Source organism: Schlesneria sp. (assembly GCF_036405755.1).
Lineage (GTDB): Bacteria > Planctomycetota > Planctomycetia > Planctomycetales > Planctomycetaceae > Schlesneria > Schlesneria sphaerica.
Map to the genome: position 1 here is coordinate 1 of NZ_DASWWZ010000265.1, position 10,540 is coordinate 10,540.

Genomic DNA, 10,540 nt, shown 5'->3' on the forward strand with positions numbered 1-10,540 from the left:
GCGCTCTCCGCGAACCCACTTTCGCGGAAAGCCATCTGAACTGAAGCGCCTCCGACGCGACCCTCCGCACCCCTAGCTCAATTGGATAGAGCATCGGTCTACGGAACCGAAGGTTGCTGGTTCGAACCCAGCGGGGTGTATTTCAAAACACCATGAAAACATGGGACTCGGCGAGAAGGAAGCCGCCGAAAGATGCCTCGATGGGGCCAAGTGACACCGGAAGTGACACCTGGCCGAAAAGGAGGGCGAATGTCAGGCAAGAAAGAAAAGCCGCCAGAACGTCCGCGAGATGTTCCCCAGCCAGAGCCAGACCGACGATCGGACGGCAAACGCTTCACTCGCAAAGTTTGAACTTGGCGACAGCGGCCACAACGACAGCGGCGGTAACGCACAGGATGATCGACTTGCGTGCCGAATTAATTGCATCTCCACGACGACGATTCTGCTGTCGAACTCCGTCGATTTTCTCCTGCATATTCTTCGCCACTACCCATCGGATGTAGTTGGTGGATGACGTTCTCCAACATGGCAACATCAAGTTTTTTGGTTCAGTCCCTGCAGGCGTGATATTGACGTTTAGGAGTGCTCCAAACAAAAGTCTAACCGCTGAAAAGGCCGACACGATGAGGGATGCGGAGAGCCCCCAAAGGATCCACTCCTTTGATGGGGTCCACTTATCCAGAATCGAAACCGATAGCGTTAAAGAGCCAACCATAATCCCCATCAACCAATTCATAGTTGTGAGAGCTTCTTTTTGAAGGAGCGCGTGAGATTCGAGAACGAAACCGAAGAGTTTGTTGGCCTCACCTTCAATAAAGTCGAGTTTCTCTTTTTCAAAGGTGTCGATTTCATTGTCCGAGAACTCTTGCATGTGACTTTCAATCCGTTAACTGAGAGTTGTTTCTTTCCCGCGATGGAGCTTCACGATCGACTGCCTGCCAGACCTCTTTTGCAGCATCTTCCGCTAAATCCCCCACGTAGAACTCCATCGTTGTCTCAATGTTTTCGTGCCTCATCAGCTCTTTAAGAATGACGGGGCGTCGAACTTTCATAGCCCAGCGGTACCCAAACGCTCGTCGAAAATCATGAGCAGAAGCAAACTTCGTTTGGTTGACTCTGACGTTCGCGGCCTTGCCGAGTGCGGTGATCACTTTACCGCAGTACTCATGCGTCGGTCGATGCTGGTAGTCTCCCGTCTTTCGACCGCTGGGAAAACTCAGCGGCTTGAAAACGTAGCCCTTTCGCGAATGCTCGGGGGTATCCTGCAGGAAGTCGGCGAAGTCCGGCGCCATCGGAAGCAGGCGGAACCGCTTCCCCTTTTCTGCAGCGGCTTGAATACGGAACATCGGGTATCGACCAGAAAAGTCTGCCATGATCTGTTCGTCGCTGGTCCAGTGAAGCACAAGCGACTCTTCCAAGCGAAGACTCGACAGCCAAAGCCCTTCAAGATAATACTCCCAGCATTCTTCGAACTGCTCCGGGATGATCTTGGTTTCAAGTGTGACAATCTTCCCGTTCCTCCGCTTCCACTTCCGTGTCCAGCGCCCGGTTTTAATCGCAGCCTTCATCCGCTCAAACTCTTCCTGCGTAATCGGACGGCCCTTCATACCGTCAGGGGCGGCGGGAAACTCGATATGTGGCATCACAGCAACCATCCGCATCCGCTTCGCCCAGCGCAGAACCTTCCGCAGCTCGGCGAGATGGCCCCGCACGGTGTGAATCGACCGTCCCAGGGATCGGAGCTTCGACGAGAACTTGGAAATGAAGTTCGGGTCCGCAACTCCCGCCACAAACTTCGGTGCGAAATGTTCGTCGATCGCATTGAACATCGACGTTGTTTTGAGCCTTGTCTTCAGTCGCTTGTGGGCGCTCACTTCCTCCAGGTACCGACTGCGAAGCGTTTGCCACAGCGCGAACGTATCGTCAACAAACTCCCCCGCGTTCAATTCGAGTTCCAGCTTCGCGGCAAACCGCTCCGCCTCCCGCATCGTGGTTACACCAGTGGAACGAGACTTCGGCTTGCGGGAAATCGGGTCGATCCAGCGGGCAAGGATGTATCGCCTTTTCTTGGCGTCGACCAGGGTCACTTTGATTTTCATTGGTTGGAGTCCTCTACTTCATCTTGTGATCGGCCTCGCTCGATTTTTCTTCGTCTAGCCAGCTCGAACAGGTCATCAGTGATAAGCCAGAGCTCGTGTGTTCCGAGGTCAAATAGCTCTAGCCCAGCGTCGACAAGCCCATTAAACGTACGCGGTGACATCTTCGTGAACTCCCGGAAATCCGGGGCCTTACAAAGCACTCCGCGTGCGACTCCGCGAAGAAACTCCGGCGGCGGCGGTTTTGGCTTCTGCTCTTTTGGAGGTTTAGGTTTTTTGGGGTTATTAGCTTGACGGTCCTCATCTGGGGACGTATTTTCTGTGTTCACCTCGGCTCCTTGGCAGTTGACGGGTGTGTTCATGGAACATACGGAACCCCTGCGGATCACTACTCCGCGGGGGTTCGTCTTTTCCGCACCTTACGGAAAAGCGTAACCAGCGATTGAATATGAAGGCGGTGACCGCGCACGCGCGACCGCTCGGAGACACGGGGGTGTCATCTGGGGATCCTGTGAGTAAGCTTCCGGGGTTCTGAGATGCGGAGTAGTGACGTTAGCGCGTCCTACTCCCTCCCGTCTAACAGTTGAGACGGGTACGAATGTGACGTCTCGCATCGGAGAATGCAAGTTCAGCAGCGGCCACGAGAGCCGAATTGTTGCGTAGAATGTTGCGGCGGCGCAGCCTTTTCAGCGACTTGGTGAAGATCGCTTATAAAGATCGCGAGCAGAATGGCCTGGAGGATTCGTGGGCGTAACGATAGCGCAGCGAGGTTGCGTAGCATCATGATTTCCTCGTGAGGGCTGAGACGAAGAGATGCAAATAGAGGGAATCAGCTTCGCGAGCAGCCGGGCGACGAGTGGTCAGCCAGAGGATGAATCAAGAGTTGATTCGGCGTGAGGTGTGAGACAACCATCATTGCTCTTCCAAGTACCCGATGAGGTACTGTCGCCAATTCGACAGCAGCGGGAACCCTGGCACCCATCCGATTGGGCGTTCTCACCGCTCCTCGGTGAGTGTGATCGGCGAAATCGGCAGGTAGAGACCCGGTTCAGCACCCCACTCACTGCGAGCGGTCACGACCACGACAGTCAGAATATCTTGCCTTTCCGTGATGTCAATTGAGCAAGAAGGAGCAAATTTGAATTAAGGGGAACGGAGTTGTCGCTCCATTTCACCCTACAAGTGAGCAAACGATTGCACTGAATTCTCCGTACTTAACTCGGGTATCACCATTCTCCGAGACGGACTCGGATCAGCCGGGCGTACGAGAGGGCAATGGTCACGATTGGAATTGCCCCGGCTTTTTGTTTGAACTACAAGTCGACTCTGCCCCTTCCGGTGCCCATACAGTTTGCCTTCGTTTGCGCAACTCGTTATTAAAACGCTGGTTGTGCTGATTTCAGGTCAAAAGACATAGGGCGATTTGGAAGATTGGCATGCCCCGACGGTTGAATGGTCGATATTTAGTGGTAGCCTTGTAGATGCGAATGGCTCGCGTTGTCCGTTGATGCGTAAGTTGATGTCTGCTGTAGATCCTCACGCCACCAGAAGTGAGACGAAGACGAAATCATGATTAAACCTTCCCTCCGATCAGCGAAAGGATTGTGTCGGTCGTATCGTGCCACTCTCAATGGGATGGCGACAGTCGTAGAAATCATGCCTCCCGAGGCGCCCAGCGTACGAGTGAGAATTCGTCGCGCCCTGGATGCGTGGTTCGAAGCTGTCATAGGCACCAAGTCGATGCAAGAGCTGCACGAACGACGAGTCGAGATGCACAAGCAATTGGCAGGCTTGTCCTCGGAGATATCACAATTTAAACGTGCCAGGAAGAAGGCTGAAGAAATCATTGAGGCTGCAGAGAAATTGCAAACTCAACAGCGACGGGAATTCTTGAATGGAACGAGGCGACTCCGAGAAGGGACCCTGCGATGCAAGTGACTCCGAACTACACCTCAGCAAAGAATCAGACAACAGCGAACCCGACCATTTAAGCAAAGATGATTTCGCTGAAGAGCTCGAGTCAGTTCCGCCTGAATTTCGTCCCTTCGCCACCAAGCTTTTGTCGCTGACTTTCAGTGAGTTTTACAGCGGAAGGCTGCCCCATCCCAGATCTTACCGCATGTACGAAGCTGTGCTGCCAGGGGCAGCAGAGCGTATCATGCGAATCGCTGAGGACGATGCCCGCGATAGCCGTGAAATCAACTCAAGGATTGTTGACAGCCAAATTGAGGATGGCATTGCAGAGAGAGAGGAACGAGCACGGGGTCAGCTTTACGGATTGATCATCGGAATAACAACCATCGTGATGGGCGGGATTACTAGTTGCTTAGGTCAACCGATGGCCGGAAGTGTAATTGGTACTTCAGGAGTGCTCGGGCTGGTTTCGGTGTTCGTGGCCACTCACCAGAAAGCCCCGAAAAAAACAGACGAGGCCGCAAAAGACGAATAGAACCAACAGAAACACACGCTTCATGCAGTCTAGCGTCATCTAGTAACAGATTCTGCCCAGCTGCTCTTAGGACGTCGCTTCGAATGCCCGCCGATCTTCGGGGCATTGATTCCGTCCAGGCGGACTTTTATCTGCTCGCGGCCTAACCAAGACACGTACACGTGTCGCCGTCGGAGATCGCGACGACTTGGGGATCGGCCGTGACCAGAGCGGCGAGAAGTCGGAGAGCTTTCAACCTGAATATCAAAGCGTTACGCTTTTTTGGAACCATTCAAACCGGCTGTTGCCCATTCTTCAACACTTTGCCTTTGAATCATCTGGTTTAAGCGAGAAAGTCTGTCGAAAACTTGCCTTCTTCGATGTCATCTCGAAAATCGAAGACCATCTGGAACTCCTTCCCTGGCTCACTCCGAGTCTTATTAAAGTACTCGATGTCGCGGTCTAGCTGGCGACAGTCTCCAACGATTTGCTCTCGCCTCTGTTGAAAGGCGATGATGATGTGCTCTGTGGGAGCCTTTCTAATGTCTCCCCAGAACGTCATTTGCTTCTCACCGCTCACAATGCGAGCTGCGTGCTTAGCTCTGATAGAATTCCCTTTGTCGTCGATGATATGCTGTTCGCGTAGCGCTCGTGCAAAGTCTTGCTTGCAGCGCCGCAACACGAGATCAGAGGGCGGTTCCCAAAAACCAGATGTGATAGCCCAGACAGCCAAATCGCTCGTTGTCGCTAATGGGTGTTCTTCAAAGTATTTGTCCGCACACTTCTGCATCGCCTCTGTATACGTCATTGCGTATTTTCCCATCTCACAGCCTCCGTTCACGAAACGAGCGGACAATCCCCCCACCCATCGGTCAACGCCGCCCCAAGGATGTGGTTTCGAATATCAACTGTCAGTTTTGTTAATTGACGATAGTCCAGCTCGCCCCTGTGGCGTAGTTGACCAACAACGATGCCTGGATGAACACCACGCGAATTGGCGAACTGGATGACTTTCGCTTGGTAAAAGAGCTTTTTGTGTCTGGCGATGAACGAATCCAGCTTCTCGGTCGGAACTAGATAATTTGCTGCATCACGATTAGCGCGCGCTTCACTTTCCGAAACCGCACTTAGTACGCCATCGTTCATCTCAGTATCAATCACACCGCCCTCCATGCCTTCTCTCTCGCGAACATGGACAAGTTCATGGAACAGGTTATGCCAGAAATTATCGATGCGACCGTAGCGGAGAGACAATCCAATTACAGGAGAACACTCATCCAGCCACATCGCGGCCCCGTCAATCTTTGTACCAGTCAAATGCTGCACTAATACAAGTCGGATTCCCATTGATGAGAGAACTGCAGGCACCTTTCGGATGTTCTCCGGATTCGGAACGAGCGAGCGTAACTCGGTCACTCCATCGGGAATGTTTTCAACAGCAAACTTGGACGCCCCAACGCATGCACCAAGTTGAAGAACTCGCCGTCCCCAAGCCTTTTGCGCAAGCGTATGCATCCCATATTCTGTGGATTTTCTTGCGGCCATCGACACTTGTGGATCTTGGCTCCACGAAGAGATGCCCATAAATTTCAATACAGAGGACTCCAATTCATCCACATCTTTATCATCTGTAATCCACGCTCGCTTCTTCATCTCACGAACGGGAACGCGTTCATACAGTGCCGCTCGCTTTTTAATTTGACTGTCTTTTGTCGCCTGCTTGGAAAGCTCATAACTCATCTGGAGATTCATCCAGAGTTCGGCACTTGTCTCAAATGCTTCAGACAGTTCACGAGCAGACTCTGGGCTGATTGCCGCCTTTCCTGTGACCAAGTTTCGAACGTGCTGTCGACTACGCCCCATCACATCTGCAAGGTCTTCGTGCGTCCAACCACGAGCGTCAAGTTCCTCTTGAATCACTTCGCCCGGCAAGACGACTTCAATCGAAACTACTTTTGTCATAAGTAAACAGCCTCACTGCTCTTAATGATAATCTTCAATCGCAATAATTCGAATTGTGTGCTTCGGCTCCGTCTTCAGGATGTTGAACGTTAGTCGCCATTGGTCATTAAGCCTAATAGAATAGACCTCGGCCTCGCGGCGTGGGCGATTTAGCTTCTCAAAGTGCAATGACTTCAATGCCCTCAAATCACGTTCATCGAAGGCATCTCGAATAATCCTCATTTTTCGCCGAAACGACCGAACGATCGCTTGAGCCCATGCGGACACCGCACACGGATTTGTTTCGAGATCATTTAGGTCTGCGTCGGCGAACTCAACGTCCATGAAATCCCTTTGCGATTCAACCGCAGTATTCATTATCGGATTTGCAGGCGTTCCGTCAATCGCAAAAGTAAACAAATCGTTTACTTTGTACTTCAACGATCACCACGCAAACGAAACACAGGGGTAAACTACGGAACCATCGTGGATCGCGGCATCTGGGCGAATGGGGGGGGATTCGCGATGTCCGCACCTTAACGACCGGCCCAACAGCCACACCCAACACTTTCTTGCCTCGTTCAACCCACATCGAGTCAAAAGCTGCCCATCAAGCAATGGTCAGTCAATTGTCGCTGGTAGCGCTGACGGACAGACGGACATCGTTTTTTTTATTCCCCAGAGACACTTTTTTCGCCATCGCCCGACCGCGTGGGGGGTGGGGGGCCTGGGGAAGGACCCGGAGTCCGGCTTTGCGGGGTTTGATCCTCGAGGTTGACTGGTTGTTCGCTGGTTTGCGATTTTGTTTTCTGGTTTCTGGATTTATTGGATTGACTTTTGATTGGTTGTCGATATCATCTCGTGCATGGCATGCGTGAGCCGAACAATCACGACACACAAGGGGCTGACCGATGCAAGCTGTCGAGATACTTCCGATCGAACAACGCAAGATGATCATCGGTTGGGATGTGTCGTTTGAAGTGACTGTTGATTTCACAGTACGGCATGCTGTGCGGGTTTTGGTGGAAGAACTCCCAGTTCCTCGCATGCCCACAACCCACCAGATACTGCACATTGCCCGCATCAAGAGCGCTCCACCTAAACCACCGAAGCCGTTAAAGAAAAAGCGGGTGATTGTCCCTGCTGAAGATCGGTGGACTACTGCCCATGATCACGCACAGCCTGTTGCGTTGCAGTATGGCCTAAGCGTGGATCTGGTTGTCGCTGCTCTCCCTGATGCCATGGCAATGCTGAATGCCGAACGGGATGAAATCGCTCCTGCCATCGAAACCGCTCGCCAGATTACAGGTCTGACCCCGTCGAAGATTGAACGCATCGAGAATGCCTACCTGGATCATTCCACGATTCCACACTTCGACGAACACGCGCAGGAGCTCGCATATTCGCATCCAGAGCTCGGCTGGAACCCGTCCGAAGATTGTTCCTTACTCCTCTGGGAACTCCTGAAACGACCGATTCCGAAGCGTGCAAACCGCTATTCCGAAGTCACGTTGACGCGCGCGGCTGAAATCGTGGTCGATCGATCATCGGATGAAGTCGTATTCGGTGAATGGTCGGATTCCGAACCCGCTTTTGAAGATGATTTCGTTCCGTTCTGATTCGTTTTCTTTATTTCTGGATTTTCTGGATTGACGAACACGAAACGGCCGATTAGAATCCCACCACAACACAACTGACCGGACAGCACAAACCGGAACGGCATGCGTGAGCCGAACAATCACGCCCACGAAAAGAGCTCAACAATGGATTCTCTGACGCTTTCCCAAGCCATGGCCTACGCTGATCAATTGCTCGCACGTCTTGAAGACGGCTTCCACGTCGAGAAATCGGAAGTCAAACGGCTGGAATTCGCGGTTGAGAACTATTCCCGCGGTTCGGAAGTCGGCCGAATGCTGATGGATCGATTCGACTTAATCGTTATCAAAACCGGTTATGAGGACTGACCGGCTGGATTCAATTTCGCTCCCGTCCAGGTGGATGGGAGCTCCCTACGCTGACCGGACAGCACAAAGCGGAACGGCAATCGTGAGCCGAACAATCACGACAATGGAAAGAGCTCCACAATGTCAGTTAAACTTCTGTCGGCCGATGAATTGGGTTTGTTCGCAGCAATTGCTACGCATCGCAAATTGCTGTCGTTTCGGGATGCGCTCGCGACGGCCGAACTAATTTCGCTCTCGAACTGTGCGGCGTTCAACGAACAATACAACGAACTGGAACGCGCGTTGTCGATGGACGAAATCGAACCCGAAGCGCTCAGCCGGTTGGCGCGGCAGAATTTCACGTCCGACCACTTCGGACCGATCGTCTACAACTGTCTGACAAATGACGGCGTTTTCTATCTCGGCGAACTGGAGGCAGATTCCTACGCGGAAGGCGCGTTGCAAGTCGCATCGATTAAAGAACTGTGTGACGCTGTCGAGAACTGGCAGTCGGCTGAAATGCGGCGGATTGCCCGTCAGGCGGAAGATGACGAATCGTTCGCCGAAGTCGGACCGCTGCCGAAACTGTCAGCCGCAGAGCTCCAGGCGAAGATGGACGAGCTCGGCGCGACACGCATCATCACCGCACAGTTTCGCATCGATCAATCGGATTCACAATCAGACTATTTCGGCTGTCGGACTTCCCGCGAAGTTGTCATCGGGTTCGGCACCGGAAAACGAGATTCGTTCAAGCAACTCCGCACGGCTGCGGCCGCATTCCCACCGACGGCCGAATTCGGACCCGGCCTAGACGTGTGGCACGTCCGACTGCAGCGCGAAGAACAAACCGAACGGAATCCTTACCCCGCGTGGAAGCGAATCGACGAGCGATTCACGACCGAAGAACAGGCAGCCGAATGGGTTAGGTCTGCACTTGAACGAGACAATCAAAAGCGTCAGGCGTCCGAAGCGTTCTGCCCTGAAATCCCATTCGGCTACGAGCTGGAATGCGAGTCGATCGAACATCGGGAAAACTACTCAATGGGTGGCGGGAATTACTTGGGATTCTCACGCTATTCGGGGTGGATGGTGCGCTCTACCCAATACCTTCCCGAGTCGATCGAATACTTCGAGGCACCGGCCAAAGCCAAAGCCAAACCGCAGCGCAAAACCCAAACCCCGACCGAGATACCCAAGCCCACGCTAGGCGACCTGTATTCCGCAAACGTCTGACCGTACGAAAATCCGGCACCACACGGAACCCGGTCAGGCGGCCGGGTTCCATTTCCATTTCAACCCCGCACAGAAGTGAACGAGATGACCGACACGTCCAAACCAAAACGCGGCCGGCCGAAGAATTCCGGCTTCAATATCCCCGCCGCAAAGGCGGCACAACTCCAGGCGGCAGGCCAGTCCTATGCCGACATTGCCGAGACACTGGGAATCAGCAAGACTGCTGTCAGTCGACTTCTGACCCAGTCCAGACGAGGCACAGTCATGACCGTTGCAGACCGTTTGCAGAGTTTCGTTGACGCTGTCCACGCAGGCAGCCACCGAGCCCTGCAGTTGCTCGAGGAATGGGAACCGTCCAACCCAGCGCAAATCGTGCTGGAACGAACCGGCCGGGCCCCCATTCGCTTCGTGGGCGCCTTGCTGCGCGAAGGAACAACCAGGTTCATCGACACGACCGAAGCAAAACCAAATCAGGACTTCTGGACGATCAAAATCTATAGTGCCCAGGCGACCGATTTCCGGTTCGCCGTTTCGATCGAGTACTCCACCACCATTCGGAAGGTGGCGTCGTCACAGTACCAGGCGGACTTTACCGACGACCCGGCCGACGTGATCGAGAGCTATGACCCGCTGGCCGTTCTGCGGGGCTTCCCTGACTCGCCGGAGTATGCATCCCGGCAGGCCTATCTGGAGAAGTCATCGAAACTGCAGTACGGCAAACTCGTTTCGGAACTGCTGCGCGAACCGCTCATTTAGGAAAGAAGTTCGCCCCTTGAGCATGCTGCGCGAACCATCCGTTCCCTTTCGGGGCGGCATTTTCCTGCTTCGGATGATGCGGCCGCAGTTCATCCGGCTGTTGCTGGCGGTTTTCGTGCACCACTTGGGGGCGTTCTTTTCGG

At 53.4% G+C, this 10,540-nt stretch carries 10 protein-coding genes and 1 tRNA gene; 6 read left to right on the forward strand and 5 right to left on the reverse strand.

The annotated features are described in order from the left end of the window. Nucleotides 1-66: 66 nt before the first annotated feature. Nucleotides 67-140: transfer RNA gene (locus VGE80_RS09195), tRNA-Arg, on the forward strand. A gap of 194 nt (nucleotides 141-334) precedes the next feature. Here the strand turns inward: VGE80_RS09195 and VGE80_RS09200 are convergent. Both VGE80_RS09200 and VGE80_RS09205 read right to left on the reverse strand, forming a co-directional pair. After that, nucleotides 335-871: a hypothetical protein gene (locus VGE80_RS09200; protein WP_440592442.1), complete on the reverse strand. Its 537-nt coding sequence runs from the start codon at nucleotides 869-871 to the stop codon at nucleotides 335-337. Nucleotides 872-878: 7 nt separating this feature from the next. Continuing rightward, nucleotides 879-2,099 (reverse strand): tyrosine-type recombinase/integrase, encoded by a 1,221-nt coding sequence (locus VGE80_RS09205; protein WP_440592443.1) that lies wholly within the window; start codon nucleotides 2,097-2,099, stop codon nucleotides 879-881. A 1,891-nt stretch (nucleotides 2,100-3,990) separates the two neighbouring features. Between VGE80_RS09205 and VGE80_RS09210 the strand changes: the two genes are divergently transcribed. Then, entirely contained in the window at nucleotides 3,991-4,545 is a 555-nt protein-coding gene (locus tag VGE80_RS09210; protein ID WP_440592444.1) for a DUF2335 domain-containing protein, read from the forward strand. A 322-nt stretch (nucleotides 4,546-4,867) separates the two neighbouring features. Here VGE80_RS09210 and VGE80_RS09215 read toward each other — a convergent pair whose 3' ends face one another. Genes VGE80_RS09215 through VGE80_RS09225 form a run of 3 tightly spaced genes read right to left on the reverse strand, consistent with a single transcriptional unit; the run spans nucleotide 4,868 to nucleotide 6,843 of the window. Continuing rightward, nucleotides 4,868-5,347 carry a hypothetical protein gene (locus VGE80_RS09215; RefSeq protein WP_440592445.1) on the reverse strand — a complete coding sequence of 160 codons (480 nt, stop codon included), beginning with the start codon at nucleotides 5,345-5,347 and terminating at the stop codon, nucleotides 4,868-4,870. Nucleotides 5,348-5,361: 14 nt separating this feature from the next. Continuing rightward, nucleotides 5,362-6,486, reverse strand: coding sequence for a HigA family addiction module antitoxin (locus VGE80_RS09220; protein WP_440592446.1), 1,125 nt, complete (start codon nucleotides 6,484-6,486; stop codon nucleotides 5,362-5,364). A gap of 21 nt (nucleotides 6,487-6,507) precedes the next feature. Continuing rightward, nucleotides 6,508-6,843, reverse strand: coding sequence for a type II toxin-antitoxin system RelE/ParE family toxin (locus VGE80_RS09225; protein WP_440592451.1), 336 nt, complete (start codon nucleotides 6,841-6,843; stop codon nucleotides 6,508-6,510). Nucleotides 6,844-7,376: 533 nt separating this feature from the next. Here VGE80_RS09225 and VGE80_RS09230 point away from each other — a divergent pair. From VGE80_RS09230 to VGE80_RS09245, 4 genes are all read left to right on the forward strand, one after another. Then, nucleotides 7,377-8,084, forward strand: coding sequence for a hypothetical protein (locus VGE80_RS09230; protein WP_440592447.1), 708 nt, complete (start codon nucleotides 7,377-7,379; stop codon nucleotides 8,082-8,084). Between the two features lie 144 nt (nucleotides 8,085-8,228). Further along, nucleotides 8,229-8,429, forward strand: coding sequence for a hypothetical protein (locus VGE80_RS09235; RefSeq protein WP_440592448.1), 201 nt, complete (start codon nucleotides 8,229-8,231; stop codon nucleotides 8,427-8,429). A 120-nt stretch (nucleotides 8,430-8,549) separates the two neighbouring features. After that, nucleotides 8,550-9,641: a hypothetical protein gene (locus tag VGE80_RS09240; RefSeq protein ID WP_440592449.1), complete on the forward strand. Its 1,092-nt coding sequence runs from the start codon at nucleotides 8,550-8,552 to the stop codon at nucleotides 9,639-9,641. A gap of 84 nt (nucleotides 9,642-9,725) precedes the next feature. Further along, nucleotides 9,726-10,397, forward strand: coding sequence for a hypothetical protein (locus VGE80_RS09245; protein WP_440592450.1), 672 nt, complete (start codon nucleotides 9,726-9,728; stop codon nucleotides 10,395-10,397). Nucleotides 10,398-10,540 lie beyond the last annotated feature (143 nt).

Coding starts and splice junctions, on each gene's coding strand:
- VGE80_RS09200 (WP_440592442.1), bottom strand. CDS start 871: ATGCAAGAGTTCTCGGACAATGAAATCGACACCTTTGAAAAAGAGAAA.
- VGE80_RS09205 (WP_440592443.1), bottom strand. CDS start 2,099: ATGAAAATCAAAGTGACCCTGGTCGACGCCAAGAAAAGGCGATACATC.
- VGE80_RS09210 (WP_440592444.1), top strand. CDS start 3,991: ATGGAACGAGGCGACTCCGAGAAGGGACCCTGCGATGCAAGTGACTCC.
- VGE80_RS09215 (WP_440592445.1), bottom strand. CDS start 5,347: ATGGGAAAATACGCAATGACGTATACAGAGGCGATGCAGAAGTGTGCG.
- VGE80_RS09220 (WP_440592446.1), bottom strand. CDS start 6,486: ATGACAAAAGTAGTTTCGATTGAAGTCGTCTTGCCGGGCGAAGTGATT.
- VGE80_RS09225 (WP_440592451.1), bottom strand. CDS start 6,843: ATGAATACTGCGGTTGAATCGCAAAGGGATTTCATGGACGTTGAGTTC.
- VGE80_RS09230 (WP_440592447.1), top strand. CDS start 7,377: ATGCAAGCTGTCGAGATACTTCCGATCGAACAACGCAAGATGATCATC.
- VGE80_RS09235 (WP_440592448.1), top strand. CDS start 8,229: ATGGATTCTCTGACGCTTTCCCAAGCCATGGCCTACGCTGATCAATTG.
- VGE80_RS09240 (WP_440592449.1), top strand. CDS start 8,550: ATGTCAGTTAAACTTCTGTCGGCCGATGAATTGGGTTTGTTCGCAGCA.
- VGE80_RS09245 (WP_440592450.1), top strand. CDS start 9,726: ATGACCGACACGTCCAAACCAAAACGCGGCCGGCCGAAGAATTCCGGC.